Source organism: Ruegeria sp. CDSA034, assembly GCF_059612275.1.
This window is the reverse complement of sequence record NZ_JBXWQH010000005.1, coordinates 103,828-130,772: the sequence shown is the minus strand read 5'-3', so window position 1 is coordinate 130,772 and position 26,945 is coordinate 103,828. Positions and strand designations below refer to the sequence as shown.

Annotated in this window: 21 protein-coding genes; 12 read left to right on the top strand and 9 right to left on the bottom strand. The window is 53.6% G+C overall.

Going from position 1 to position 26,945, the window contains the following annotated elements; genetic code table 11:
* Nucleotides 1-48: 48 nt before the first annotated feature.
* The 5 genes from acuK (at nt 49) to recF (ending at nt 5,754) form a co-directional block, all read left to right on the top strand.
* Nucleotides 49-825, top strand: a complete 777-nt coding sequence (acuK, locus tag AC2FLJ_RS11265; RefSeq protein ID WP_496705845.1) for an acryloyl-CoA hydratase — start codon at nt 49-51, stop codon at nt 823-825.
* 232 nt (nt 826-1,057) lie between these two features.
* Nucleotides 1,058-1,321, top strand: coding sequence for a 30S ribosomal protein S20 (rpsT, locus tag AC2FLJ_RS11260; protein ID WP_058272970.1), 264 nt, complete (start codon nt 1,058-1,060; stop codon nt 1,319-1,321).
* A gap of 540 nt (nt 1,322-1,861) precedes the next feature.
* Entirely contained in the window at nt 1,862-3,247 is a 1,386-nt protein-coding gene (gene dnaA, locus AC2FLJ_RS11255) for a chromosomal replication initiator protein DnaA (RefSeq protein WP_058276502.1), read from the top strand.
* Nucleotides 3,248-3,475: 228 nt separating this feature from the next.
* Nucleotides 3,476-4,597: a DNA polymerase III subunit beta gene (dnaN, locus tag AC2FLJ_RS11250; RefSeq protein WP_496699591.1), complete on the top strand. Its 1,122-nt coding sequence runs from the start codon at nt 3,476-3,478 to the stop codon at nt 4,595-4,597.
* A gap of 59 nt (nt 4,598-4,656) precedes the next feature.
* Entirely contained in the window at nt 4,657-5,754 is a 1,098-nt protein-coding gene (recF, locus tag AC2FLJ_RS11245) for a DNA replication/repair protein RecF (RefSeq protein ID WP_282170893.1), read from the top strand.
* Here recF and AC2FLJ_RS11240 read toward each other — a convergent pair.
* The gene (locus AC2FLJ_RS11240; protein WP_496705842.1) at nt 5,751-6,317 is read right to left on the bottom strand and encodes a carboxymuconolactone decarboxylase family protein; all 567 of its coding nucleotides are present in this window, start codon (nt 6,315-6,317) and stop codon (nt 5,751-5,753) included. The two genes, recF and AC2FLJ_RS11240, sit on opposite strands and share 4 nt — an antisense overlap.
* Nucleotides 6,318-6,416: 99 nt before the next feature.
* Here AC2FLJ_RS11240 and AC2FLJ_RS11235 point away from each other — a divergent pair, with 99 nt between their 5' ends.
* Nucleotides 6,417-6,989, top strand: a complete 573-nt coding sequence (locus AC2FLJ_RS11235) for a TetR/AcrR family transcriptional regulator (protein ID WP_496699587.1) — start codon at nt 6,417-6,419, stop codon at nt 6,987-6,989.
* A 125-nt stretch (nt 6,990-7,114) separates the two neighbouring features.
* Nucleotides 7,115-9,532 (top strand): DNA topoisomerase (ATP-hydrolyzing) subunit B, encoded by a 2,418-nt coding sequence (gene gyrB, locus AC2FLJ_RS11230; protein WP_058272964.1) that lies wholly within the window; start codon nt 7,115-7,117, stop codon nt 9,530-9,532.
* Nucleotides 9,533-10,038: 506 nt separating this feature from the next.
* On the opposite strand, the gene AC2FLJ_RS11225 is transcribed toward gyrB, so the two are convergent.
* Together AC2FLJ_RS11225 and AC2FLJ_RS11220 are read right to left on the bottom strand one after the other, a co-directional pair.
* Nucleotides 10,039-11,721: a sulfatase-like hydrolase/transferase gene (locus tag AC2FLJ_RS11225; RefSeq protein ID WP_496705840.1), complete on the bottom strand. Its 1,683-nt coding sequence runs from the start codon at nt 11,719-11,721 to the stop codon at nt 10,039-10,041.
* A 203-nt stretch (nt 11,722-11,924) separates the two neighbouring features.
* Entirely contained in the window at nt 11,925-12,749 is an 825-nt protein-coding gene (locus AC2FLJ_RS11220; RefSeq protein WP_170408651.1) for a hypothetical protein, read from the bottom strand.
* Between the two features lie 121 nt (nt 12,750-12,870).
* Between AC2FLJ_RS11220 and AC2FLJ_RS11215 the strand changes: the two genes are divergently transcribed.
* The 4 genes from AC2FLJ_RS11215 to AC2FLJ_RS11200 are packed head-to-tail and all read left to right on the top strand — an operon-like array spanning nt 12,871 to nt 18,235.
* On the top strand, nt 12,871-13,524 hold the full coding sequence (locus AC2FLJ_RS11215) for a hypothetical protein (RefSeq protein ID WP_496705838.1): 654 nt from the start codon (nt 12,871-12,873) through the stop codon (nt 13,522-13,524).
* Nucleotides 13,521-15,473, top strand: a complete 1,953-nt coding sequence (locus tag AC2FLJ_RS11210; RefSeq protein WP_496705836.1) for a transposase family protein — start codon at nt 13,521-13,523, stop codon at nt 15,471-15,473. The genes AC2FLJ_RS11215 and AC2FLJ_RS11210 overlap by 4 nt, the downstream gene beginning before the upstream one ends.
* A complete protein-coding gene (locus tag AC2FLJ_RS11205) occupies nt 15,454-16,434 on the top strand; it encodes a TniB family NTP-binding protein (RefSeq protein ID WP_170790470.1) in 981 nt (326 codons plus the stop codon). Before AC2FLJ_RS11210 ends, AC2FLJ_RS11205 begins: the two co-directional genes overlap by 20 nt.
* Nucleotides 16,406-18,235 (top strand): TniQ family protein, encoded by a 1,830-nt coding sequence (locus AC2FLJ_RS11200; RefSeq protein WP_496705834.1) that lies wholly within the window; start codon nt 16,406-16,408, stop codon nt 18,233-18,235. The genes AC2FLJ_RS11205 and AC2FLJ_RS11200 overlap by 29 nt, the downstream gene beginning before the upstream one ends.
* Here the strand turns inward: AC2FLJ_RS11200 and AC2FLJ_RS11195 are convergent.
* From AC2FLJ_RS11195 to AC2FLJ_RS11180, 4 genes are all read right to left on the bottom strand, one after another.
* Complete coding sequence (locus AC2FLJ_RS11195) at nt 18,232-21,600, bottom strand: DEAD/DEAH box helicase family protein (RefSeq protein WP_496705832.1); 3,369 nt, start codon at nt 21,598-21,600, stop codon at nt 18,232-18,234. The genes AC2FLJ_RS11200 and AC2FLJ_RS11195 overlap by 4 nt on opposite strands.
* A gap of 408 nt (nt 21,601-22,008) precedes the next feature.
* The gene (locus tag AC2FLJ_RS11190) at nt 22,009-22,956 is read right to left on the bottom strand and encodes a PhzF family phenazine biosynthesis protein (protein ID WP_496699576.1); all 948 of its coding nucleotides are present in this window, start codon (nt 22,954-22,956) and stop codon (nt 22,009-22,011) included.
* An 18-nt stretch (nt 22,957-22,974) separates the two neighbouring features.
* On the bottom strand, nt 22,975-23,955 hold the full coding sequence (locus tag AC2FLJ_RS11185; RefSeq protein WP_281995597.1) for an alpha/beta fold hydrolase: 981 nt from the start codon (nt 23,953-23,955) through the stop codon (nt 22,975-22,977).
* A 60-nt stretch (nt 23,956-24,015) separates the two neighbouring features.
* Entirely contained in the window at nt 24,016-24,642 is a 627-nt protein-coding gene (locus tag AC2FLJ_RS11180; protein ID WP_281995598.1) for a pyridoxamine 5'-phosphate oxidase family protein, read from the bottom strand.
* Between the two features lie 82 nt (nt 24,643-24,724).
* Between AC2FLJ_RS11180 and AC2FLJ_RS11175 the strand changes: the two genes are divergently transcribed.
* Nucleotides 24,725-25,690: a LysR family transcriptional regulator gene (locus tag AC2FLJ_RS11175; protein WP_496705829.1), complete on the top strand. Its 966-nt coding sequence runs from the start codon at nt 24,725-24,727 to the stop codon at nt 25,688-25,690.
* A gap of 19 nt (nt 25,691-25,709) precedes the next feature.
* On the opposite strand, the gene AC2FLJ_RS11170 is transcribed toward AC2FLJ_RS11175, so the two are convergent.
* Nucleotides 25,710-26,279, bottom strand: a complete 570-nt coding sequence (locus AC2FLJ_RS11170; protein WP_496705827.1) for a carboxymuconolactone decarboxylase family protein — start codon at nt 26,277-26,279, stop codon at nt 25,710-25,712.
* Between the two features lie 137 nt (nt 26,280-26,416).
* On the bottom strand, nt 26,417-26,902 hold the full coding sequence (locus AC2FLJ_RS11165; protein ID WP_170790462.1) for a YHS domain-containing (seleno)protein: 486 nt from the start codon (nt 26,900-26,902) through the stop codon (nt 26,417-26,419).
* Nucleotides 26,903-26,945 lie beyond the last annotated feature (43 nt).

The window sequence follows — 26,945 nt, the reverse complement described above, 5'->3', positions numbered from 1 at the left end:
CGTGGTAAGGAATCGTACCTGAACGGAACAACCGGAAGCTCTCACCTCATGGCTTTTGAGACGATCATCGTCGAAATCGAAGACCACGTCGCCCTTATCAAGCTCGACAGGCCCGATGCGCTGAACGCGCTGAACTCACAACTGGCGCAGGAATTGTGCTCGGCATTGGAAGATGCGGATAGCAACGACAAAGTGCGCTGCATCGTCATCACCGGGTCGGACAAGGCGTTCGCTGCGGGCGCGGACATCAAGGAAATGTCCGAGATGAGCTTTGTGGATGTCTATAGCTCGAACTTGTTTGGTTCGTTGAATGACCGCGTGTGCGCGATCCGCAAGCCGATCATTGCAGCCGTCGCGGGCTATGCGTTGGGCGGCGGGTGCGAACTTGCGATGTTGTGCGATTTCATCATCGCAGCGGACACTGCCAAATTTGGCCAACCTGAGATCAATCTTGGCGTCATTGCCGGGCTTGGGGGCAGCCAGCGCCTGACGCGGTTTGTCGGCAAGTCCAAATCCATGGACATGAACCTGACCGGCCGTTTCATGGATGCAGAAGAAGCTGAACGCGCTGGTCTTGTCAGCCGCGTTGTTCCCGCCAAGAAGCTGATGGATGAGGCGATGGGCGCAGCCCAGAAGATTGCCGAAAAATCGCAGCTGACCGCTATGGCGGCCAAGGAATCGGTGAATCGCAGCTATGAGCTGCCGCTGAGCGAAGGCATGCTGTTTGAACGCCGCGTGTTCCATTCGATGTTCGCGACCGAAGATCAGAAAGAAGGCATGGCCGCGTTCCTGGAAAAACGCGCCGCGCAATTCCGCGACAAGTAAGCGGTGCCCTGATCAAATCGAAACCGGCGGGCCTTTGCCCGCCTTTTTCATACCAGCTATGCGCATCAAAAGAATCGCCTTGGCAAACCCGGCCAACTTGGGTAGTAACCGCCACCATACATGCGCGTGCGGCCCGCTTGGCCCGACTCACACTCGTGATTTCTGATCTGGTGCGGATTTTCCGTGGCGCGCAACCCTAGACAACGTACCGAACCAAAGGTCAGAGACACACATGGCTAATTCGCCCCAAGCAAAAAAACGCGCTCGTCAGAACGAGAGCCGTTTCGCAATCAACAAAGCACGTCGTTCGCGCATCCGTACCTACCTGCGTAAGGTAGAAGAAGCGATCGCATCCGGCGACAAGGACGCTGCAACCGCAGCACTGCGCGCAGCTCAGCCTGAACTGATGCGCGGCGTCACAAAAGGCGTTTTCCACAAGAACACAGCGTCGCGTAAAATGTCGCGCCTGTCGGCTCGTGTAAAAGCGCTGGGCTAAGGCCCGGGTTGACCTTGGGTCAACCAAGCAAGGTGAAATGATAGAAAATGCGCCGCGCCCAGCGGCGCTTTTTTTTTGCTGTTGCCGGAAAGCCGCGCCTTCACAAAACCGAGAGATTCTTTCGGCGAAAGATACGAGTCAATATCAGAGTTTCGTTGCCGGATGCCTTGGCCTCTTGCTACCACTGTTACAGCGATTCACTCGCTTGGGGGGACAGGCTGTTCCAACGACTAAACTGACGGGCATCAGGACGGTCAGGAACGAATGTTGGCAACTGGTTTGCTAATCTGCTGCGGTCCTTGGGTCACCAGGGAACCAAGCCCTGTCGAATTTGAGATTGCGTTGCGCAACCCTGTTTTCAGGGCGTTCCGGGTATGGAGCGCCGGCAAGTAGGGATGTGCGGACTTTCTAAAACACACCCGCCAAACTTCTGCGGTTTGGCGTCGTGTATCCCTTTGCGTGTGAAAGCATAATCCGGGCAACCGGAAAATAGCAATAAGGCCGACAGGCCAATAAAGAATGGGATGCGTGAGGCGCTTAATGACACAAGAGAAATGGGGACTACTACGTAACAAGTTGCTCAAGGCTATCGGAAAAAACAACTACACGACCTGGATTGAACCTCTTGAATTCCAAGAGTTGCAGGACGGCGTAGCGGTGTTTTCCGTGCCGACTAATTTCATGGGCAACTATGTCAGTCAGAACTTTGCGGATCTCATACTGTATGAGATGAACACCGCAGGGGAAACGGTTCAACGACTGGCCTTTCGCGTCGCTGCTAACTCACCGGCGCGCCCTAAAGTAGACACCGAATCCGAGCCGACTGTTGTGCGGGATGCACCTGTTGCGCCGCAGATGGAAGCCGCGAATGGCGCGTTTGAATCCTTGCAGGCCGCGCCATTGGATTCCCGCTTTACCTTCGACAGTTTTGTTGTTGGTAAACCCAACGAATTGGCCCATGCCGCGGCGCGCCGTGTGTCTGAAGGTGGTCCTGTGACCTTCAACCCGCTGGTTCTTTACGGTGGCGTTGGTCTGGGTAAGACGCACCTGATGCATGCCATCGCATGGGAGCTGAAAACAAAACACCCCGAGTTGAACGTGCTATATTTGTCGGCGGAACAGTTCATGTACCGTTTCGTGCAGGCCCTTCGCGAGCGCCGGATGATGGACTTCAAACATTTGTTCCGGTCGGTTGACGTGTTGATGGTGGACGATGTGCAGTTCATCGCGGGCAAAGATTCGACGCAGGAAGAGTTCTTCCACACATTCAATGCACTGGTGGACCAGAACAAGCAGATCATCATCTCGGCCGACCGCGCCCCGGGTGAGATCAAGGACCTAGAGGATCGGGTGAAATCGCGTCTGCAATGTGGTCTGGTGGTCGATTTGCACCCAACCGACTATGAACTGCGCCTGGGCATCCTGCAAAACAAGGTGCAGCAGTACAGCAGCACATATCCCGACCTGACAATTGCCGATGGTGTCCTGGAATTCCTGGCGCACCGGATCTCGACCAATGTTCGCGTGCTGGAAGGTGCTCTGACCCGTCTGTTCGCTTTTGCCTCGTTGGTGGGGCGCGAGATCGACATGGAGCTGACGCAGGACTGTCTGGCCGATGTGCTGCGCGCATCCGAGCGCAAGATCACTGTCGAAGAGATTCAGCGCAAGGTTTCGGACTATTACAACATCCGCCTGTCCGACATCATTGGACCTAAACGCCTGCGGTCTTATGCCCGCCCGCGTCAGGTTGCGATGTATCTGTGCAAGCGACTAACCAGCCGGTCCCTGCCGGAAATTGGGCGCCGGTTCGGAGGACGTGACCACACGACTGTCATGCACGGCGTAAAACGCATCGAAGAGCTGAAAACCACGGACGGCCAGATTGCCGAAGATGTGGAAATGCTGCGGCGCGCGCTGGAAGCCTGAGCTCCTACTCATATCACTTGAGAAACGCCCCGGACCCTCACGCCCGGGGCGTTTTCTTGTGCGCTATTTTCCACGGTTGGAAATGAACTGTGCTTGCAGGGCCACGCGGCCCTTGACGCTTTGGGCAATCCGACCGAGAAATCCATAAAAAATCCTTGTGCCTCAGGGCGGAACCGCTAACGTGCCAGTCCCGCCCATTTCGGCACGCAAGTCAGAGGAATTAAGGGTATGAAGATCAGCATCGAACGCGGCACCCTTCTCAAGGCCGTTTCCCAGGCCCAATCTGTTGTCGAACGTCGCAACACCATTCCCATACTTGCCAACGTTTTGATCGAAGCCGATGGCGATCAGGCCATGTTCCGGGCGACCGACTTGGATATCGAAGTTGTCGACAAAGCGCCCGCACAGGTCGAAAAGGCCGGGGCCACAACGGTGGCCGCAACGACGTTGCATGAGATCGTGCGCAAACTGCCCGATGGAGCGTTGGTGACACTGACCGCCGACAGCGCCGCAGGGCGTCTGACGGTTGAAGCAGGCCGGTCGAATTTCTCATTGGCGACGCTGCCAAAGGAAGACTTCCCTGTGATGGCGTCTTCGGAATACCAATCGAACTTTACCGCCTCGGCAGCCTTGCTGCGCCGGTTGTTCGATAAGTCGAAATTCGCCATCTCGACCGAAGAGACCCGGTACTATCTGAACGGCGTCTATATGCATGTGGCCGACGGGTCCGAAGGCGGCAAGGTGCTGCGCTGTGTGGCCACCGATGGCCACCGCCTGGCACGCATCGACGCGGATCTGCCGGATGGCGCTGCAGACATGCCCGGCGTGATCGTACCGCGCAAAACCGTAGGCGAACTGCGCAAGCTGCTGGACGACGATGAGATGGATATCGCAGTGTCGGTCAGTGAAACGAAAGTGCGCTTTGCAACCCCGGACATCACGCTGACCTCAAAAGTGATCGACGGGACCTTCCCGGATTACACACGTGTGATTCCTCAGGGCAATACGCGCCAGCTGGAAGTCGATGCGGCCGAATTCGCAAAGGCGGTAGATCGGGTTGCAACAGTGTCCTCTGAGCGGTCTCGAGCGGTAAAGCTGCAGCTGGATACAGATAAACTGGTGCTTTCCGTCAACGCCCCGGATAGCGGCGCGGCCGAGGAAGAACTGGCCGTGGCCTATGGCGACGAGCGGCTGGAGATCGGATTCAACGCCAAGTACCTGCTGGAAATCGCCTCTCAGGTGGATCGTGAGAACGCTGTGTTCCTGTTCAATTCAGCGGCTGATCCGACCCTGATGCGCGAAGGCAATGATCTGAGCGCGGTATACGTCGTCATGCCGATGCGCGTCTGATCGCACGGACGTGCGATGCCTCCGGCAGGAGTATTTTTGAAAAGATGAAGGGAGGGGTCATGGGTTTGGCCCTGACCGAGCTTACCGTCTCGCATTTTCGGTCCCACAAGCTGGCGCGACTGTCTTTGGATGGTCGGCCTGTTGCGATTCACGGGCCGAACGGGGCGGGCAAGACCAACATCCTGGAAGCGGTGTCCCTGTTTTCTCCCGGTCGCGGAATGCGGCGGGCCAGCGCGGCCGAGATGACCCGACGCCCCGAGGCGCTAGGTTGGAAACTGTCCGGGGTGCTGCAGGCGCAGGGGCGACAATACGAGATAGAAACCTGGTCCGAGGGCGGTGTCGCGCGGCAGATTCGCATTGATGGCAAGGCGTCCAGCCAGATTGATCTGGGCAAGCTGGCGCGAATTGTCTGGTTGATCCCGTCGATGGACCGGATTTGGATCGAGGGGGCCGAAGGGCGCCGGCGTTTTCTGGACCGGATCGCGCTGAGTTTCGATCCGGCCCATGCTGAAGCATCTTTGACCTATGAAAAATCCATGCGCGAACGGAACCGTCTGCTGAAAGAGCAGGTACGCGATGCGCATTGGTATGCAGCACTTGAAGCGCAGATGGCGGAGACGGGGTATCGTATTCACGCGGCGCGGCTTTCGGCGCTGGATCATCTGCGCGCGGCGCAGGATCAGGCGGAAACTGCGTTTCCATCTGCGGAATTGGAGCTGGTACAGACCGAAGGTGCGATGCCGGAAACAGAAGCGGATCTGCGCGAAGCACTAAGTGAAAGCCGGTTCCGGGATTTGGCGGCTGGGCGTACGCTGGTGGGGCCGCATCGGTCGGACGTGTACGGGGTGTTCGCTGCCAAGGGCGTTCCGGCCAAGGATTGTTCGACCGGTGAGCAGAAGGCTTTGTTGGTCTCATTGATCCTGTCGAACGCACGAGCCTTGGCGAGTATGATCGGCGCGCCCCCGATCGTGTTGTTGGACGAGGTGGCGGCGCATCTGGACGCGGATCGGCGCGCGGCGCTGTATGATGAGATTTCTGCGCTGGGTGCTCAGGCCTGGATGACGGGCACCGGGCCTGAGCTGTTTGCGGAACTGGGCGACCGGGCCCAATCCTTGATCGTGAGTGATGGCTCGGAGGGCTCGGTCGTGTCCGCTTAGGCCGGCTCGCCGACCTTTCGTTCCCACAGGAAGCCGCGCATGACTTCGTCGACCGGGGTTTTTGCCATGTGGTTCACGTAGTTCGACATGGTTTTTTGCGCGAGGCCCAGCACCACATCCAACACAGCGCGGTGCGAGTAGCCCGCATTAAAGAATGCCTGCAGCTGTGCTTCGGTCGGGTTGCCGCGGGTTTCCATCATTTGCAGGGTGAAGGTGCGCAGTGCTTCAAGCTTGGCCGAAGGTAGCGGGGTTTCATTGCGCAGGGCTTCGGTGATTTCGTCCGAAACCTTCATCATCTTGGCGATGCCGGTATGAGCGGGCACGCAATAGTGGCATTCGTTTTCCACATTGATGGTCTGCCAGACGACGGTTTTCTCATCATTGTCGAAATCGGTCTGCATGAACAGGCCATGCAGCACCTGATAGCCTTCCAGATGCTGGGGGCTTTCGGCCATGACCTTGTGCAGGCCGGGCAGGCGGCCAAAAGCGGCTTGCGATTTTTCCAGTAGCGGTTTGGACCCTTCGGGGGCGGATTCGAGATCATGTGACGGGAAATTGGCCATGTTGGAACTCCTTTTCTGGTGGGGTAAGGCAGAAATAGTCTTTCTTGAGTGATCACTCAAGTATATATTTGAGCAACCGTTCAAGAATTGGTGAAGGTTATGCCACGCAAACCCGAATATGACCGAGATGACCTGATTGCCCGGGCCAGGGATATCTTCTGGCGTCAGGGTTGGGCTGGCACATCCCTGAAAGACCTTGAGCGCGAGTTGAAGTTGAAACCCGGCAGTTTCTATGCGGCATTTGGGTCCAAGGATGCGCTTTACGGGCTGGCGTTGGACCGCTACGCGCAAGAGGGTGTCGCGCGGCTGAGGGCATTGGCTGACCGGGTAGGTCCGCTCGGGGCTTTAAAGGCGCAGCCGCGTTTGGTTATTGAGGCAAGCGGAGCGCCCGCGAAGGCTTGTATGTTGGCCAAGACCTACGCTGAATTGCAGGCCAAGGATCACGAGCTCGCTGGTCGGGCGGGTGTTCTCATGTCCGAGATGAAGGCCTGCTTTGCAGAGCTGTTCCGTCAGGCGCAAGAGGCCGGTGATATTGCCCCAAGCCACGATCCGAACCGGCTGGCGACGCGTTATCAATCCGACCTTTTGGGGCTGCGGTTGTCGGCCGAGCGCAGTGATGTCGACGCCCATGAAATCGCAGCGGATATAGCGGCCGATATCGACCGTTTATAGGGATTCGGCAGTCAGCTGCCGAAAGAAACTAAATCACGCAAGACCGACACAAAATGTTGGGGTAGCGCGTGACAATCCCCCCCAGAAAACGTATAAGTTACCAAAATAATATAGGTACTGACGGCATGTCCGAAGACGCACAGGCACCCCAGGAATACGGTGCAGATTCCATTAAAGTTCTCAAAGGGTTAGAGGCAGTTCGAAAGCGCCCTGGTATGTATATCGGGGATACGGACGATGGCTCGGGTCTGCACCATATGGTGTATGAGGTCGTTGACAATGGGATTGACGAAGCGCTGGCCGGTCACGCGGACCATGTAACCGTCAAAATCCACGCGGATTCCAGCGTTTCTGTCAGCGACAATGGCCGCGGAATTCCCGTCGATATTCACCCCGAAGAAGGTGTGTCCGCAGCAGAAGTGATCATGACCCAGCTGCATGCTGGCGGCAAGTTCGACAGCAATTCCTACAAGGTGTCCGGCGGTCTGCACGGCGTGGGCGTTTCGGTGGTGAATGCACTGTCCAATTGGCTGGAATTGCGTGTCTGGCGCAACGGTAAGGAACACGTTGCACGGTTCGAAGGTGGTGAGACGGTCGAGCATCTGAAAGTTGTCGCTGAATGCGGTGACCGGACCGGAACCGAGGTGCGGTTTCTGGCGTCGTTGGATACGTTCTCAAACCTGGAATATTCATTCGAGACGCTGGAAAAGCGTCTGCGCGAACTGGCCTTCCTGAACTCGGGCGTGCGGATCATTCTGATTGATGAACGCCCGGCAGAGCGGTTGGAGACCGAGCTGTTTTACGAAGGCGGCGTCAAGGAATTCGTCAAATACCTGGACCGCTCCAAAACGTCCGCGATGCCCGAACCGATCTATATCAAGGGTGAGCGCGACGATATCGGTGTCGAAATCGCCATGTGGTGGAATGACAGCTATCACGAGACAGTCCTGCCCTTCACCAACAACATCCCACAGCGCGATGGTGGAACCCATATTGCCGGTTTCCGCGGTGCGTTGACCCGGACGATCAACAATTACGCCCAGACCAGCGGGATCGCAAAAAAGGAAAAGGTCAGCTTTACCGGCGACGATGCGCGCGAGGGTCTGACCTGTGTGCTGTCGGTCAAAGTCCCAGACCCTAAATTCTCGTCCCAGACCAAGGACAAGCTGGTGTCATCCGAGGTACGCCCTGCAGTCGAAGGTCTGATGAACGAAAAGCTGGCTGAATGGTTCGAAGAAAATCCGAACGTGGCCAAGATTATCGTTGGCAAAATTATCGAGGCTGCTCTGGCCCGTGAAGCCGCTCGCAAGGCGCGCGAGCTGACCCGCCGCAAAACGGCGATGGATGTGAATTTTCTGGCTGGCAAGCTCAAGGATTGTTCGGAAAAGGACCCGACCAAAACCGAAGTCTTCCTGGTTGAGGGTGATTCCGCGGGTGGATCAGCGCAAACGGGCCGCGATCGGCAAACTCAGGCAATTTTGCCTCTCAAGGGTAAAATCCTGAACGTTGAACGTGCACGGTTTGACCGGATGTTGTCATCTCAGGAAATCGGCAACCTCGTCATGGCGCTGGGCACTGGGATCGGGCGAGACGAGTTCAATATCGAAAAACTGCGCTATCATAAAATCGTCATCATGACCGATGCGGACGTCGACGGTGCGCATATCCGAACATTACTGTTGACGTTTTTCTACCGGCAAATGCCTGAGCTGATTGAGGGCGGTTATCTCTACATCGCCCAACCGCCGCTTTACAAAGTGGCGCGCGGAAAATCCGAAGTGTACCTGAAGGATCAGGCGGCGATGGATGAATACCTGGTCAACCAAGGTGTCGAAGGGGCCGTGCTGAAGCTCGGTTCTGGCGAAGAGATCCTGGGTCAGGATCTGACGCGCATTGTAGACGAAGCGCGTCAGTTGAAGCGCGTCTTGGACGCCTTCCCAACCCATTATCCACGCCACATCCTGGAACAGGCCGCCGTTGCAGGTGCCTTTGTGCCGGGCGCGGTTGATGCGGATTTGCAAGGCGTTGCAGACAAAGTCGCCGCGCGTCTCGACCTCATCGCGCTGGAATACGAACGCGGTTGGCAGGGCCGGATCACACAGGATCACGGAATTCGTCTTGCCCGTATTTTGCGCGGCGTGGAAGAGGTGCGTACCTTGGACGGTCCGATGCTGCGCTCGGGCGAGGCGCGCAAGACCGGCAGCTTTACCCAAAGCCTGCAAGAGATCTACAACACCCCGGCAACGCTGGTCCGTCGCGACCGGTCGCAGGCAATTCACGGCCCGCTGGATCTGTTGCGCGCCATTCTGGAAGAAGGTGAAAAGGGCCTGTCGCTGCAGCGCTACAAAGGTCTGGGTGAGATGAACCCGGATCAGCTCTGGGAAACGACGCTGGACCCGGACGCACGTACGCTTTTGCAGGTGCGGGTGGACGACATGGTCGAAGCGGATGATCTGTTCACCAAGCTGATGGGAGACGTAGTGGAACCACGCCGCGAGTTTATCCAACAAAATGCTCTGAGCGTGGAGAACCTGGATTTCTAGGATTTTTGTAGGTGCGCCCATAGCTTTGCATTTCGCCCAAAGATTTGCATTTTTGGCCCAAAACTCTGGGCGTATTAACATTCAACTTTCTTAGTTCGAGGTTCCATATCTTCGGGTCTCATTCTTTGCTTGTTTAGCGCCATCGACGTATTGCCGGGGAAGGTTTTCGGATAGCCGCTTCCAGCCCAATGCGGACTTGGTCGATCCGCAAGCAGGGAGGCGAGCAGGCATAGGCACTGGCAACTACCTTGGTCTGATTTACAGGAATTTTTTCAGCAACCGGTACATGAAGGTCGAGTTGTTCTACTTGTTATTTTCGGAACAAAAAGCATGCGGTGACATCCTGGCCCAAGCAGCACAGTTTAGGTAAAATTGGGATCCCAACCATCCACAACCTGTAGTGCTGCTCAAGAAGAAAAGGTGAAAACCCACTCTTAAGGGTGAACACCAATCAGAGAGGCCGCTTCAGGAACTACACTAACCTAGTCCGTGAAGCGGCGTTTTGGTTATTGCCAGCTTGCAAAAGTCTTGCGGGCCAGTTCGCTTTCTGGTCGCAGATTTTCAATGCCTCCATAGGGTTCATCAGTCCCAATCTCGCGATGTGGGTATTTTGCAATCATTTTTTGATGCCGTTTGGCCATATCCTGGAAGGACGCTCCGGACCAAAGCGATTGGCCGATGTCAGAATACATCTCGCGCGGATCGCGAAGGATGTTAAACACCGGCGCAGCGGCCCCTGGGACACCAGGTGCAGGCATGTGCATCTTGAATTCCTGTTTCACAATCGAACGCAAAACCGGTCCTTCGTAGATATAGACATAATCTCTCCGCGAATTACCATCCCCCTCAAGAAACAATGCTGTCTGGTCCACGCCGTCGATGATCCGGTCACGCGGGATGAATTCAGTTCCGCCAGCGATACGGGCGAAGGTTGTGAATAGATCGGAAACGTGAACGATGTCCCCTGCGTACTTGCCTCCTTCGATTGCAGCTGGCCAGCGTACGAAAGCATCAACACGTACCCCTCCTTCGAGGTGTTCCGCTTTGCCGCCCCGGTAAATCAATTCGATCATGCCTGAAGTGGGCGAATACTGCTTAAAGATGCCGTTGTCCGCCATAATCACAACAAGCGTGTTATCCGCAATTCCAAGTTCATCAACTTTGGCCATCAAATCACCGATCCAATCGTCAAGTTGCTCCATTTTATCAGCCATAAAGCCACCGTTCCGGGACCGCTGCTGTTCGCCGTAAGTGAAATTGATTGGGTAAAGCGGCCAGTATTGGAGAAAGAATGGATCATCTTCTCCCGCCAAACGGTCAAGTTGCTCCAAGACCTGAGCCTGATAGGTCTCGTTCATGCGTTCATAGTGCGCCTGTGTCCATTCCTCGCCAGCTTCTATGCCTACCTCCCGTGCGGTCTCTCCGGCCCTGGCTTCGAGGCCAGTTACAAGACCATAAGGTTTGAACCGTTCATCCATTCCATATTTCCCGGATTGAGTGGATGGATGCCAGCCATTGAGGTTACCTGCATTCGCAGCCTCTGGTGTCATCAGGCTCAGTTGCACTTGCTGATGGACTGGAAAATACGCGACATCAAACCCCTGGTTATGAGCGAATGACTCCTCAATATCGCCCTGGTGCCATTTCCCAACATGTGCTGTGTTATAGCCGGATTGATTGAGTATTTCGGCGATGGTAACTTCGTTCTTGGACAACCCTTCACCAACAAGAGCAACTTTCACTTCCTTGACACCCGCGCGAATTGGGTGCCCTCCGGTCAGGAATGCAGTGCGGGTAGGTGTGCAGGAAGGCTCAGTATACATCCGCATCAAAGAAAGGCCTTCTGCGGCGAAATCGTTGATGTTTGGTGTGTCAAATCCGGTGACAAAGTTCATCGCAGGATTGCCCATGAGGCCAAAACTCACGTCATCGATGAGAACGTAGAGAATATTAGGGGGCTTACCATCGTTTCTTTCTCGAACTTCCGCCAGTTTCTTATCGATCTCAATGTCTTGGGCATCCCATTGCTCGCCGTACTGAGCGCGAAGAAAATTGAATTCTCCGTCATGGACGATGGGAGTTTCCTGGGCCGCAACTGATGTGGCAGCAACAATGGACGCAAATAAGGCGGTTCGAAAAATCAAGTTAGAGCTTCCTTTATTGTGTTGGCGGGAAACAATGAGTTTCAATCAAAGTTGGCCGCGTTTTGGGCCTTCTCGAAAACCAGTCAATACCAGAGGGTCACGCTACGGTCTACTTGCGCCATGTTATCGCCATTTGCTGTGCCGCCTACCAAGGTGAGCTAACGGCCGATTATCATATTTTGCAAAGTCCGTTTCCTGCGCATTGCAGACCTTCGCGCACGGCATAACACCCAACATTAGAGAGTGCATCATCCCAGAACTTTTAGATCTTTTGGTGCGAGCCGACTTTTCTCCGGCAATGTCCCAAATTTAATTCCTTCGATTTCGAGTTTGTCTCGTATCGCTACAAGTTCACCCAGTTTGTACTCAGATTGCTCAGGAACAACGTATAGTACTTGAGGAACCTTTCTCAAAAGAAGTGCTGCTCTTGCCAGTTGGTCAATCAAGTAGCCAGGATCAATTCTATTCCTCGGGCCTTTGATCTCAATCGCCGCAAAAGGCTCCGAGCCTTTGTATACGATTAAGTCTGTGGCAAGAGGCTCGAACGTTCTGCCTTCTCGAACAGTCAAATTTTCCACATTGAAGATGTCACTAGTGTTCTGTTTGAAAAGCATTTTTGCGTTTACTTCGAAGTCTCGGGCTCTTCGCTGGCCGCCAAAACCACCTCTAGCAATCACGACCGCAGGCTTCTCCGCCAATCGAACTTCATCAAGAATAGACTTAGTTTCCGCCTGAGATAACTCCCCTGAAAGAACGGCATCAGCTATCTCTTTGGATTTCCTAGGGTCATACCGATCTATCCTTGAAAGCAAAATAACTTGCATCATGGCCAGCCAGTCGGGCTTTGATTCAAAAAGATCGGGTCGGTTCTGTTCTAACCATTTCGCCGCGGACATCGGATTGCGAAGGCTTGCAGGCTTTGTGCCTCTAATAGCGGCAACGCTTTGGAGTGCATCGTCCGGAAACGCGTACCCGCAGGCTTGGCTGTCTTGGACAACGCGATTCAGCCACGCTCCGAGGGCAATCCAGTTTTCAGTTTTGGCCAAATCTTGAAATTCGTCTTCAGTCATCATCGGTCGCAATCATTTTATTCGCATCGAGCCCATTGCCAATGCGAATGGATGCATGTATAGAGCCCGTATGAGGATAGATCGACACGCACCCCCGACGGCCCGACGCGTTCACAAGCGCGGAATGAAAAAACGCGCTGGCAAAATGTCTGGCGTCAAGTTCCCAGGCGTCATTCAGCTCGAAAGCCAAATGGAAGCAGCACTGGTTCGTTGCATGCAGGTCGACCCTCGTGTGGTCTCGCTTAAGCCACAGCCTTGCACAATCGACATGGGAACCGGAAGAGCATTTGCAAACAAAGAAGCGGCGCTAGAGGCTTATGAAGGGCGTCGGTACAGGCCTAAGCTTTATACACCAGACCTAGAAGTCACACTTGTCGACGGCCGTTTGTTCTACTTGGACGCCAAGCACAGCGCTCACATAGATAAGAAACCTGAGTACCTGGACTATCCTTCACTTCTTGCCGAAGTCGGAATCTCGCTTGTCATTGTAACTGAGTCCTTATTGCAGGGGCCGATTGATCGAAATGCTTGGCTGCTATTGCAAGGACAAGCCGAAGAGACCGCCCCTAAACTTGCAAGCAAAATAGCGTGTCTCAAACAGCAACGTGTGACGTTCAAAGAACTAAGAGAGAACATTGGCATCCCCCAAGCGAAGATTCTTCGCCTTATTCTTGATTGCTATCTGGTGTTCGATTTTTCATGTGAAGCTCTTGGGCCATCCACGAACCTGAATACTGCGAACCGCGACCGAAGACATCTGGAGGTAATCGAATTTTGAAGCAGATTGTCAAAAGGCGGCACCAGAGAACCATCAAATATAGGGGAGAAACCTATGCTGTCGATGGAGCGATAGCTGGGCGGGATGCATATCAGATATCGAACTCCCAAGTTGATCCTTTTGAGATATCTGGACAAGAATATCGAGACCATGTGCACGATGGGCTAGTGAAGGAAGAAGGCTTCGACAAACGTCCTCGTAATGTAACCGCTAAAGATGCACGTGAAGCTCAGCTCAGACTACGCATTGTGGAAAATGCACTAAAGCTTGGGGAGGAAGGCGTTCATTGGGCAAAACGCATACCGATACTTCAACGCGAGTTCGCCGAAGAACCCACCTGCAAAATCAAGGGTAACCGTTTTCCGAGGCAATCGACTGTTCAGAATTGGGTCAAATTGTATCGGCGCGGCGGGCCGGAAGCGCTTTTGCCCAAGCACAGCAATTCAGGAAATCGTATGCCAAGGTTTGACAGCGTTTTCCACGAGATAGTGCTCGATCTATTGGAAATGCAATATACGTCGTCGGACAGACAAAATCTAACAAGTCTGTCTAGCGACGCTTATAATCAATACCAGTTGGTTTGCCATGAGAATGGCATAAAACCTGGGTGCTGCGGACGCAAGGCAGTCGAAGCGATTGTGCACACAATCCCTCATTTTGACGTTCTAAAGTGGCAACTGGGCAGTAACGAGGCGCGCCAACACATGCGAATTGCCCAAAAATACTATGATATAACAGCACCTTACGATCAAATAGAATTGGACTGCACAAAAGCTGACATAATGCTGGTTGATGATAGCGGGGAGGTAATAGGTCGGCCGTGGATTTGTGCAGCGATTGACTGTGCTACTAGTTGGATTGTCGCATTTCAGGTCTTCCTACCAGATCCATCATCAGAACATGTGGCCAAAGCTCTAAAGGAGATGATTAGCTACCCAGAGGAAGACTTTTTCGAACAGCACGAAATTGTAAACAGGAAAAAAATCGCCGCACTGCCGAAAGTGGTTGTAATGGATCAGGGTTCAGAGAACGTGGGCGAACCCATCGATGCTTTTATCGAAGTTGCTGGTGTCCATGGCCATTGGGCGCAACCTCGAAAACCCCAGGAAAAGCCGTTTATCGAAAACTTGTTCGGGGCAGTTCGAAGCAAAGTCAGCCAGCTTCCGGGTGCGACTAAGTCAAAGGCATATCCCGACCGGGATCGAACCAAAAAAGCAATGGATGAAGCCCGTCTGACGCTAAGAGTGTTCAATTCAATAATGCAACGCTGGCGCTACGACGAATATGGAAGAACTCCGAGGAGAAAAGTCCAAGACATCTTTAAACGGGGTGAAACACCTAGCGCCGCTTGGGACAGATTGGCAGATGAACACATAGTGCCAGAACCCCCGTCTTTGGACGAGCATCACGCAGCGCTGATGATCCAATCCGAATCTCGAACTCTGTGGCACTACGGTATCGAATTCGAGAGTATGCAATACAACTCTGAAGACTTGGCAAGGCTGTACCGACGACTAGGCCCGCGCCAGCGAGTTGAAATACGCTATGCTCCACTTGATGCTAGGGAAATTTTGGTCGTGGATCCGCATACAGGCGAGTTGGTGCGCGCGTCCAACAAAGCAAAAGACTTGGCAGCACTTTCTTATCGTGAGCTAAGAGAATGCCGGTCACCCAAGGCGAAACACAACGGACCAATCAAAACGGCTTTGGAGATCCACAAAGATATCCAAGCGCGCAGGACGTATAAGCAGGGCAAAAAAACTAAACTGCAAAGGAACCGCTCTGCGGAAATCGACAAGTTGCGGGCCGCTGATATGCAGAACAGAAGTTTGAAAGAACCACAACTAATTGACCAAATACGGTCAGAGGTTGGTCACAACAAGCTCGCAGTTACGAGATCAAAGAACTTGCCAAGGGTCGAAAGAAAAGATGCTGGACCAAACAACTAGTAGAGCTCTGCAAGGTGCATTCATCCGACATAGCCGCCACGAATGGGCTGTCTCGGAGATAAAACGTCTTTTGAATATTGCAGCAACCGAGGGTGGACGGATCATACCAATCTTGGGGCCGACGAGATGTGGAAAGACAGAACTGACAAAGGACTTGAAGGCACAAGTTGAAAATGACCGCCACGGCCCAAGTGCTATTCTGGTATCTTCAGATGTCATTCTGGGCCGACTTGCGCCACGGCCTTCCGAGCGGGATTATTACGGTTCCTGCTTGCGAAGCATGGGCTTTGACTTCGTAGAACGAGAGCGACCTGCCCAAATTCGAGAACGTCTCTTTCGGCTCGTAGCTGAGCACGGCATTCAAACAATCATTATCGACGAAGTGAACCATTGCGCCGAAACTCTGACTAGGCACTCGCGTCGACAAGCCGCTGATCACTTCAAGACTATTGTTGATGAAACCTCAGTCACTCTGATTTTAGCTGGGTTGCCAATGTTCGAAGCGGTTATGGACAGCAACGAGCAGTTTGCGGGACGCTGTTTGAACACCATTCGAATGAACCCCTATTGGTGGAGCGTTGAGGCTGATCGTATCGCGTTCTGCGATGCAATCTTTGCTGCCTTCTATTGTCTTGAGGAGTCCGGCATCCTTTTGGAGTTTGACCAAGACGATATGGTACGGCGATTGTACGGTGTTTCCGGCGGACGTGTGCCAGTGGCGTTGGAAGTGCTGCGCGCGCCCCTGGCATTGGGTGCCCAAAATTCACAATACAGCACCAAAACGATTGCCAGGGCAGCGACGGATTCAGGCCTGGAGCGAGATCCGTATCAGTCGTTTTTTCAAGAAGAACCACCATCGGATACTGAGCTGATCAGGTCATACATCAGAGTCATGGCAGATGCTGGTCTCGAAGTAGAGCCTATGACGTCGCATGAGCTTGCGATTATGCGAGGTGTATGAGGTGCCGGGTTTGTTTGCAGTACCACCATTGAAAGGCGAGAGCCTTATCGGATACTTGCGTCGTCTAGCCCATGTAAATGGATACAGAGATGTCTCTGAATTTTTGACACGGTTCCGGCGGAAGTATGGGCGAATTCTAGTCGAGAACATCGAGCACTTTGAGCAAGAGATGGGCTTAGAGAAAGGTTTGTTGGTTACTATCTCCCCTTCTGCCAAACCTGAGTCACCCAGCTTAAACTGGCGTTTCGAGCGGCATCATAGCGATCCGATTTGCCCTTCATGTCTTGCCGATGGCTTACCCTTTCAACAAACTTGGCGTCATTACTTGGTGACAGCCTGTCACCATCACAAAACGCGTCTTCAAGATGTTTGCCCTGTCTGCAAAACCACATTGCGTCCGACGTCCGGCGGCTTTGATAAATGCAGATGTGGCTTTAGCTACTCCAATTTCCCACGGGTGGCAGCAAAGGACCACGAAGTGATCATCTCCGCCTTGATTGCGGGAGATTCAACGGTTGGCAAGCGGTTTCTTGACCTTGCAGGAGGGCGTCAGGTCCCAAAAGACATTGGCGCTTTTATTAATTTCCTAGCGAGTGGTTTCGCTCAGAACCGCACGGGCAAGTCTGGGAAAACACAAACACCCAAAAGCGTTGCAGATTCGTTGGAACTGATTGAGCCGTTGGCAACTGTATTTGACCATTGGCCAAATGGGTTCGAAGAACACGTTCGAGGGTTGATACTGGCAGGAAATTCAGAATCCAACTCTGTGCCGTCCATGCTCGGAAGCTGGTATCAAAGACTTATGAAGTTCGAAGATGATGCGTACCAGCCTTTCAGAGATGCAGTGTCGCGTGCTGCTTCAACCGAGTTCAAGGGAACCTACCTGGGAAAGCTAACGCCGTTGCAAGCTCGGGAATGGGTCTCGGCTAAACAAGCGGCCAAGGAACTGGGAATTTCTGCACAGCGCTTGGTGGCTGAGGTTCAGTCAGGTCAAATTGCCGGAAAGCAAGCCCGTAGCGGGTATGGGCACCGGCATACGATGATTCCACGCTTCGAAATTTCGAACATCTATCTGGATAGGAAGCGGTACTGGGATGGGTTGCAGGCCAGAGACTACCTTGGTGTTACAAGAAAGCAATTTGATCTGCTTCGCGCGTCAGAATTGATCCACGAGGTTGCTGCTGAATACCGTCCTCCACTTGTTGATGGCTGCATTGACGGTGAAAGCCTAAAAGAGCTCACAACAAACATTCGAAACTGCACTAAAGTTCAAGCGGGAGAAACTATTCCGTTCAATCAGCTCAACCTGAGGCGCACAACTGATCGAGCTGCTTTGATGCATGTTCTTCAGAAAATCTCCACAGGCGTTATCAAACCTGTTGTTGCGGAAGAAAACATGCGACTTGGTGAGTTTCATTTTTCAGTTTCCGACATCGACCGCGAACTTGGGACGCAGCGGTTGTCAAAAGACTGGACCGCAAATGATGTCGCAAAGTTGACGGGTTGGAAGGCTCAGGCGGTGACACATTGGTGCAAGCTGGGCCTGCTCGGATCACGCAAAGTTCCGCATGGCCCAAGCGAGTCTTTCTTGGTCAGACCGCAGCAGCTTGCGATCTTTCAAAGCGAGTACTTGCCGGTAGGTACACTGGCTAGGTCAAGAGGAACTACGTCCCGAAAACTCCTGTCTGATTTTGAGAGCAAAGGGATTGAGACCCATGGTGCGCAAATGGAAGGTAAGACGACGCGAGGACACTTGGTAAAACTGAGTGATCTGGCTTCGCTGCTGTCTGAGGCCGCCTAGTGCTCACCTGCACCATCCGAAAAGAACACCACTGAAATGCGCTGTCCAATTGCCGGTTCGTGGTCGCGTGAAACCTGCTCAGCTTCCTCGATGACCCGGACCATCTTTTCATGGATCTCAGCGGACGCCTGATGATCGCTTTCGAGCTTTTCCAGGATAACCTGAAGCGCGATGTACCCCTTGGGAAGATCCTCATAGGCGAAGCTGTCACGCACTTCGTGTTTCGCTTGTTCCCAGAAGGGATCAAGCTCACGGCTCCACGCCTCGCACACCATTTCAACGGCCGGCAGTGACAGATGGCCAAACCTCTCTTGATCACTGAGTTCGACGCCACCTTTGCGTCCCATGAACTCGGCGCAAGCTTTCATGAGGCTCTCAACGCGCGCCGGGCGCAAGTCCCACTCGGTCAGCTTGCCGATCTGCTCTGAAATCGTCTCTAGCGCTTCAGAGAGATCTTCCAGTGCCATGTGGGCGTGTTCCATGCCAAGGCTTCTGGTCCGTTCGTATGCAGTCTCCAGAGATTGCACGCAGGCTAGCTGGTCGCGTTCCAATATCAGGCCTGGCGCAGTATCCTTTAGAAGCAGCAGGCGAGGCGGAAAGAAGCTATTGCTCTTGCTAAGTCCTTTGAGATGTAGGGCCGTGAATTTCTCACGGGCCGATAGGAGCGCCAACTCGGCGCCCCAGGTTCCCTGGATTTTGGCTTTGTCGATGAGTTTGTAGCGGTCTTCGGGGATTGTTTGCTTGGTGCGTTCCAGGACGTCGTGAAAGTTGTTGTCGCGAAGCCGCCGCGGGGATCGCAGATATTCAACAACACTATCGAGGATCAGTTCTGCGTCTTCGGTGCTTTCTTCTAGGACGGCGTCGATTAACGCCTCCCCAGCCAAAGTTTTATAGTTCTCTATGCGCTGGGCGATTTTTTCGTCAGATGCAAACTGACCTACTGGCACATCAACAAGATGGTAATTGACGACCCCAAACTCACTATCGATCCGGTCGATCCTACCCAGACCTTGGATGAGCTCTTTCAGATTCGAGGTCAGGCCAAGCAACACCAGCGTGTCTGACGACTGAAGGTTGATACCTTCAGCCATCTTGTAAGTCAGAAAAACCGATGCAGATCCTTTTGGTTCGTTCTTTCCTCCAGGCCGGAAGTAAGACTCAACGGACTTTCCCTGTTTGATGCGCTTGAAGCTGTCGGAGCCATCTCCAAAGATCGCCTTCACGGCGCGATCTTCGCCCTTGGTTTGGTTTCCCACGACATAGTTGGTGTGGTGGCCTCTGCGCGACAGCGCTTCTGCAAAAATCTCGAGTGTGTCCGTCCGTTCTGCGAGAAAGACGACCCTGCTTTTTTCATTTTGTATTCTCAGGCACGCCTCATACCGCTTCTCATCAAGCTCCTTGAGAACACTGAGACCCAGTTTTTGGTTAAGAGTGTCGCATTCCTTTGTGGGTTCAGGCGCTTCTATTCCCAGTGCGGCGAACATGTCGGACTGGTCGCGGTGGGATATCTTTTTCTTCGATTTTCCACCACGCTCAAAGTCGCGAAGCGATTTTCCAATAGCTCCATGTGACATCTCCCAATGGGCCTGGGCGGAACTCACGCGCAGAATGTTCAAAAGGTTGCGGATGTAGAGTTGGTCCTGCGTGCTTTGTTGCGTGCTGACGTGTCCGAAGCGGCTTTTCTCTACAGCGGTCACCCGACCGCCTGGCGCAAGTTCTTTGCAGAGGGCCACAATCTCATCCAGGCGCGTTTGCTGAGGCTTTGTCACCTTCAATTTCTTCGGGCGCCCGTGGTTTTCTAGTCTTGGGTAGCTGTGTTTCTTGGGATCTTCGTCCTCGCCAATGCATCGCCTTTGTCTGCGTGTCAAAAACGGCGAAACCAACTTAGCGAGTTCGGTGCGAGCCTCTCGCGTGAGCGTCGTGTCAGGCTCTGATAGGACGGCCAGTTGCGCATCCTGGTTGAAGATATCCTTAGGAACTTGGGTTTCGCGCTCGAACAATTCACCCATGGCCTGAATGAAGTGCGGCGTCATGAAAATGGACGCCCGCTTCTCCTGCATATGGGTCAACCAGTCGACATCGCGGTTCCCGAGCAGCGTCGCCGATAGACAGACGTTCCAGCTTGGCGGGGCAAGCTCAATAGCTGAGGCCATTTGAGATGCTTGTTCAAAGCCCGGAGTAACTGTGTGGCTCTCATCGATTATCAGAATGCCAAACTGATCGAGCCTGAGCCCAGATTTTTCTTCATCGCCAGCGCCACGGAGGTGTTGTTTGGCAAGTTTGCTATTTGCGACAGGTTGGAGCGAGTTTGTCGAGTACTTGCGCCAACTGGGAATAACTTTGGGCGGGGCAATTACAGCTGCATTTTTTCGCGCAACGCCATGGACGGGAGAGCGGGGAACGACTTCTGAGAATGTTTCTGACAACGCTTCGGCCAGGTGACAGCCGATCTCTGTCTTTCCTGAACCGGTTGGCGCTTCTACAAAGGCGATCCCATGGTCATAGACGATGGAACACGCCTCATAGGTCAGGTCCTGTTGATACCCAAACAGCGTATGGCTCGTGATATCTTTTCGGTCTCCGGTGAGCCAAGGTTCGAACCCTTTTTGCTCGGAGATCGTACGCGCCATCGCATCTTCAGCGGTCACCGGTTTGATGAGCTTTTCGAGTATCTCCAGCGCTTCGGTATTCCAATCGACAGATACATCCCAAGCCTGCTCAGCGGCTTCTGTGCGTTCGACCTGAAGTTCATGAGTGCCCGCATCCAGGTCATCGGCATACTCGATGTTTCTGTAGAGCCCTGAGTAGGAAAAGTTTGCGGATCCGGCGACGGCACCTTTTGGCGAGCTGACGATTTTTGAGTGTAGCCGCCGGTCCCCGGTTATCCCTAACTTGCGTTTGGCAAGCTCCGGATCGAAGACACGCAAGTCAATTTTGCCGGTTTTGATGGCGTGTTTTGCCAGCACCGCGATAAGATCGTGATCCTCTTCCACTTGAAGCCCGGAGCGCTCCAGCCAGTAGAGTTTCATTTCTTCGGTGACTGGTTTGGGGTTGGTCAGCCTTTTGGTATTAGCCGTGTCGATCCCGAACGATATCCGGATCCGGATATCGCTGTCGTTTTCCAGATCCCTCAGTTCAGGCAACTCCTTCATCAAAATCGACAGTGAAGACAAGAAGTCCTGATACCCGGTTACAATCAGACAATCCCCAGAGGTGATATGGGGCCGATAAAGATTGATGACCGGCCGGTCGATATTGGTGCCGACCTTCGCAACCGGTTCGGCACCAAGCTCGTCTTCGGGCTTTTGATTTGCTTCGGTGAGCTGCTTTGGCTTGGAACGCAGCCAATCAGGGAGTGAAAACAATGAACAAGACTTGGATTTAGGACGCTTAGTCTAATATTGATACTGCGGGCATCGTCCTTCAAGACATCACCGAAAGAAACATTCGTTTTCCTGAAACTGTCGAAAACGCGCACCGGTTTTGTGGCAGAAAGCCGGGATATCGAGATTTAACATAAGTCGCGATTATGCAGCGTTTTCGCTCTCGTCAGCCAACCACCTGCTGCACCCGAACAACGGTCAGTCGTGAAATCTAGATCAGTTGTAGCGTTGAGCCGAGAACACAAAGTGCTTGTCCGTGCCGTAAGGTCAGCGATGCGCAGGAATCCGGACTTTGCAAAATTCAGCGGACGGCCCAATTCGGACGTGGCCCGATGGGCGTCGTTGCTGCGGTGCGGCCCGCCAAGCCAGCCATTCGCCGCGAGCGCAACGCTAGAAACTAATTCGACGCGAGCACATGACCTTGCCGAAACCACCTGCCAAGAGGCCAGAGATTGTTCCATTGTCGATTTCCAGATCGACTTTTATCAGGCTCGGACTCGCCGGGTTCATAAACACCCCTTGTTCGATTTGAAATGATCGTTGAGATGATACGACAAAGTCGTGCAATACACATGCTAAGGGCCCCGCAGCCATCCCCGTCGCGGCTTCTTCCTCAATCGCGTATCGGGGCGCAAACATGCGGGTTGTAGCGTCTCGGTCGGTCGCCGATGGGTCTCTTGTGAAGACGTAGTAGCCGATCAAATCCAGTCGTTCGCTGATTTGCGTGATTTTGGCAAAATCTGGTTTCACATTGGCAAGACCATCGGCATCAGCGAGGCCGATGACAATGAAACTGTTACCGGTATTGACTAAAACCGGTGGTATTTCCTGATCAAGATGATGTCTGTTGATCCCAAGGGAGTTCAGTACATCGTCGATGCTTACACCTTTTTCCACCCAGTCCTCTGGTATCGCGTATTTTGGGGCCAGCTGTTCCATATAGGCGGCACCCTCTTTCATTAGTATGCGCCTTGGCCCATCAACTGTCTCCTTCGAGGTGTTGGGATTGGGAATCCGGCCCAGCGCGTCAAGGTGAGAGAAGGCGGCAATTGTTGCATGACCGCAATGAGCGATGCGCCTGTTCGGTGTGAAGAAATCCAGTTTGAAGCCCTCTGTCTTGGACTGCGACACAAAGGCCGTTTCGGACAATCCAACCCTTGCCGCGACGGTTTGCATATCCTGTTCGCCCAATTCATCAGCATCCAGGACGACGCCTGCGGGATTTCCACCGGCGCCACCGTCGACAAAGCCGTGTACGATTTCAACCGTTACCTGTCTGACAGTATTTGCTTGCGTATTCATTGGTTTTCTCCATGCGTCGGCCGCACCTTTGAGCATGGTGCGGCCAGTTTTACGTCAGTTGCTGGCGGCGGTGATGCGGTTCAGAAAGGCGGTCATTTGCGCCGCAATCTCGGGCCCATATTCTTCCAGCGCGAAGTGACCCGTATCGAGCAGATGAAACTCGAGATCATTCAGATCGCGTTCATAGGGATAGGCGCCTTCGACCGGAAAGATGTGATCATTCTTACCCCACATCAGTAGCGCCGGGGGTTGATGCTTCCGAAACAGCGCTTGCCATTTTGGGTACTCGGCAACATTGGTGCCGTAGTCTAGGAAGAGTTCAAGTTGCACCTCTTGATTACCTTCGCGGTCGAGCAGGTATTGGACATGCCAATAATTGTCGGGACTGATCAGTTCCGGTTTTTTAACGCCGTGGGTGAACTGCCATTTGGTTGCATCCAGAGTGAGGAATCCACGAAGCTGGTCGCCGTTCTCTTGCGATGGCTCGGCCCAATAGGCTTTGATTGGATCCCAGAACTCGCGCAGCCCTTCCTCGTAAGCATTCCCGTTTTGAATGATGAAGCCGGTTACCCGCTCGGGCTGTTCCGCAAACATTCGGAAACCAACCGGGGCACCATAGTCCATCAAATAGACCGAGTACTGTTCGACTCCCTTCCGGTCGAGCAGCGATGTCATCATTTCGGAGATATTCGCGAAGGAATACTCGAAGCCTTCGGCCTTTGGCATCTCCGACGCTCCAAATCCGGGAAAATCGGGTGCGATCACGTGGTAGTGCTTGGCCAGTTCAGGGATAAGGTTGCGGAACATATGTGATGAGGTCGGAAAGCCGTGAAGCAGCAGGACAGTAGGTCTGTTTGGATCTCCTGCTTCACGATAGGCGATAGCGATGTCGCCGATTTCTTCCGTGCGGAAGCTGACAGCCTGCGTAGCTTCAATTCCAGTCTCTGCGGCGATTGCTGGCGCCGGTGTAAATGGCGCAGCAATGGAAAGTGCGAGAATGCTGGCGCTCAGGACGGATTTCAGATTGCGCGACATGGATGTTTCCTTTCTTCAGGTTACGGCGTGCGTTCTTGAACGCGCGGGGCTTGATATCGGTCAGTTTTGCTGACCCAGTGCCTCTTCGAGCCTTGCGTTTCGAGCTTTCAGTGCTTCCAGCTCAGTGCGAAGCGGGACGAGGTAATCTTCAAATTCTTCAAGGGTCAGGCGTTGGGGGATGTGCTGCGGGCAGTTCCAGTCCATCGCCTCAAGCTTGATCACAATCGCCCGCTCAGGATGAGCGCGATAGCCCGGCTCACTCAGGCGTTGCATCAGCGCCGGATCGGCATTGGCATCAATGAGTTTCGCCCGACCCCAGATCTTGAGGCGTCGCTGATTGGGATAATCCATTAGGATCAGCGAGATTCGGTCATTGCCCAGCAGATTCCCAGTGCTGAGATATTGCCGGTTGCCGAGGAAATCGGCGTAGGCAAGTGTCCGTTCATCCAACACTTTCAGAAAACCCGCTGGCCCACCGCGAAATTGTACATAGGGCCAGCCGGTTTCCGAGACTGTTGCCTGATAGAAGCCGTCTCTTTGCCCGATGAACCTGGCCTCGACCGGGCTGATTGAGTCCTCCTGACGCGTGCCGTCCAGAAACTTCGCGTAGCCGTTAGCTGACCCGTTTTTGGCCTGCGTTTCGCGAACGGAGGGCGTGAAGCTGATCTCTGCAAAGGGTCGTGCCATTGAATTCTCCATCTCGGCCTGGGCGATGCCCTGGGACTGAGGTGAAGTTAATTGGAGCTTTCAAGTTGCGGAATTTGGATACTTGGCAATATATTATTCAAAAATATGGAATAATATCTTGGACAGATTTCACGCGTTAAAAGTCTTTGTGAAGGTCGCCGAACTAAAAGGTTTCGCTGCTGCGGCCCGCGACCTCAACATGTCACCACCGACAGTGACCCGAATGGTTTCTATGCTTGAGGACAGCCTCGGGCTACGTCTTTTTGTACGCACAACGCGCTCAGTGATGCTGACTGATAGCGGGCAAAGGTTTTTTGAGGATGCCAGACGTATTCTGGCTGACCTTGAAGAGGCCGAGCGCGCCGCTGTCGGTTACTATGCCGAACCGACCGGGGAAATTAGTGTTACTGCATCTGTCCTGTTTGGCCGTATGTTCGTCACTCCAATTTTGGGCGAATTTCTGGATCTGTATCCAAAGCTCTCAGCGCGCACGCTCTATGTGGACCGAGTGGTCAATCTGATTGATGAGGGTCTCGACGTCGGGATCAGAATTGGCAACCTCGCTGATTCCAGTTTGATGGCTGTCAGGTGTGGTACGGTGAGGCAGGTCGCGTTTGCTTCCCGTAAATATCTTGACCAATATGGCGAACCAGATACGCCCGATGATTTATCCTGCCATGCAATCATTAATTCAACTGCCTTGAATGCATCGGCCCAATGGCATTTTCAACGGGGCAGAAAGACTGTCACCAAACGCATGAGCCCACGCATCAGCATGAACACAAATGACGCTGTGATCGAGTTGGCCTTGCAAGGTCATGGTGTCGGGCGGCTTCTGTCCTATCAAGTCGCACCCTACATTGCAGATGGGCGGCTCAAGACTGTTCTAAAGTCGTATGAACCACCCGAAGTCCCCATCCATCTTGTGCATCAAGAGGGACGAACCGTGTCTGCGAAGGTGCGCACCTTTGTTGACTTTGCTGTCGGACGTCTAAAATCAGATCCCCTTCTTGTCGGGAATCAAACACAGGTCCAAAAGCAAGATTAACAAATGGGCGGGCGTCGCGCTATTCAGCCACTGCCGCGACCGAGGCGATCCATGCATTTGGCACAAAGGCATCATCCAACGCGGTTTCCGCCACATGGTTCGTATAGTTCGACAGGGTTTTCAACGCTGTGCCGAGGATGACTTCCAGCATAGATCGGCGTGTGTAACCAGCCGTCAGAAACGCTTCGACCTGTGCGTCGCTGGGCCAGCCTCGGCTTTCGTTGATCACGATGGCGAATTCGCGCAGTGCTTCCAATTTGGGGTCGGCGATAGGGCTGCCATCGCGTAACGCTGCGATCACGTCTTCGGGGACACCGGCCATCTGTGAAAGAGTGGTATGGGCGGCCATGCAGTACTTGCACCCGTTCAACCGGTTGTTAGTCATAAGGATGATCTGGCGCTCAGTCTCTGACAGGCTGGTCTTTCCAAAGATGTTGGAAAGTGTCGTATAGCCTTCCAAAATTGCGGGCGCTTCGGCCATGGCCGCATAAAGGTTGGGCACAAAACCATATCCTTTCAGCGATGCTTCCAGAATTGGTTTCGCGGCATCAGGGGCTGAGGCGATTGTATAGGTCTCAAAATCAGTCATGTCTGGTTTCCTTTGGGAAGAGTTTTCGACGCACGCAAATTGTCATTGCGGACAGGGCGTCTTGGAGAAATGCCGGCCTTTTGGGGAGGGGAGAGGCAGCGGTGGCTCCGACCGGCAAAAGCCACCAAATTCCTCGATCAAAGGCTGCCGACAGGCGTGTGGTGGATGTCTGCCCACTTGGCATGGGCGCCTTGGATCACGGTCTCTTTGTCCTCAAGGTACTTCTTGAAGATTTCCTCATTCACAAAGAGATAGAGCTTGTCGTCCACGATATCGGCATACCGAACATCGCCATCAAGCTTCTTGCCTACATAGACACCAAAGGCGCAGAACCCGCCGAATTGAGGCAGATGTGCCGTCGGATCCGCCTCGAATGTGGCTTTCGCTGCCTGCGACGCAAAATAGTAGTCCACTCCATCATGGGCCGATGTAAAAGTGGCGTTGCCCATTTCGGGTATTTCGGCTTCAAACATCGATACAGGATCGACGCCATGCATGCCGAGGGGCTGCCCAGTCAAGGTAAGACTGTTCGAAACGTTGTATTCATCGTCAGCCAATGCCGCCGCCGCCAGGGCGAGAGTCAACGCTGTTGTAAGCGCGGGAAATGTAAAGATGCGTGTCATGATATGTCCTTTCAGGATGCTAGGATCAAATTTGAAGATCGAT

Coding starts and splice junctions, on each gene's coding strand:
- AC2FLJ_RS11215 (WP_496705838.1), top strand. CDS start 12,871: ATGAAAAAACGCGCTGGCAAAATGTCTGGCGTCAAGTTCCCAGGCGTC.
- recF (WP_282170893.1), top strand. CDS start 4,657: ATGGGTTTGGCCCTGACCGAGCTTACCGTCTCGCATTTTCGGTCCCAC.
- AC2FLJ_RS11240 (WP_496705842.1), bottom strand. CDS start 6,317: ATGGCCAATTTCCCGTCACATGATCTCGAATCCGCCCCCGAAGGGTCC.
- AC2FLJ_RS11165 (WP_170790462.1), bottom strand. CDS start 26,902: ATGACACGCATCTTTACATTTCCCGCGCTTACAACAGCGTTGACTCTC.
- dnaN (WP_496699591.1), top strand. CDS start 3,476: ATGAAGATCAGCATCGAACGCGGCACCCTTCTCAAGGCCGTTTCCCAG.
- rpsT (WP_058272970.1), top strand. CDS start 1,058: ATGGCTAATTCGCCCCAAGCAAAAAAACGCGCTCGTCAGAACGAGAGC.
- AC2FLJ_RS11220 (WP_170408651.1), bottom strand. CDS start 12,749: ATGATGACTGAAGACGAATTTCAAGATTTGGCCAAAACTGAAAACTGG.
- AC2FLJ_RS11205 (WP_170790470.1), top strand. CDS start 15,454: ATGCTGGACCAAACAACTAGTAGAGCTCTGCAAGGTGCATTCATCCGA.
- dnaA (WP_058276502.1), top strand. CDS start 1,862: ATGACACAAGAGAAATGGGGACTACTACGTAACAAGTTGCTCAAGGCT.
- AC2FLJ_RS11235 (WP_496699587.1), top strand. CDS start 6,417: ATGCCACGCAAACCCGAATATGACCGAGATGACCTGATTGCCCGGGCC.
- acuK (WP_496705845.1), top strand. CDS start 49: ATGGCTTTTGAGACGATCATCGTCGAAATCGAAGACCACGTCGCCCTT.
- AC2FLJ_RS11185 (WP_281995597.1), bottom strand. CDS start 23,955: ATGTCGCGCAATCTGAAATCCGTCCTGAGCGCCAGCATTCTCGCACTT.
- AC2FLJ_RS11190 (WP_496699576.1), bottom strand. CDS start 22,956: ATGCTCAAAGGTGCGGCCGACGCATGGAGAAAACCAATGAATACGCAA.
- AC2FLJ_RS11170 (WP_496705827.1), bottom strand. CDS start 26,279: ATGACTGATTTTGAGACCTATACAATCGCCTCAGCCCCTGATGCCGCG.
- AC2FLJ_RS11180 (WP_281995598.1), bottom strand. CDS start 24,642: ATGGCACGACCCTTTGCAGAGATCAGCTTCACGCCCTCCGTTCGCGAA.
- AC2FLJ_RS11200 (WP_496705834.1), top strand. CDS start 16,406: ATGAGCTTGCGATTATGCGAGGTGTATGAGGTGCCGGGTTTGTTTGCA.
- gyrB (WP_058272964.1), top strand. CDS start 7,115: ATGTCCGAAGACGCACAGGCACCCCAGGAATACGGTGCAGATTCCATT.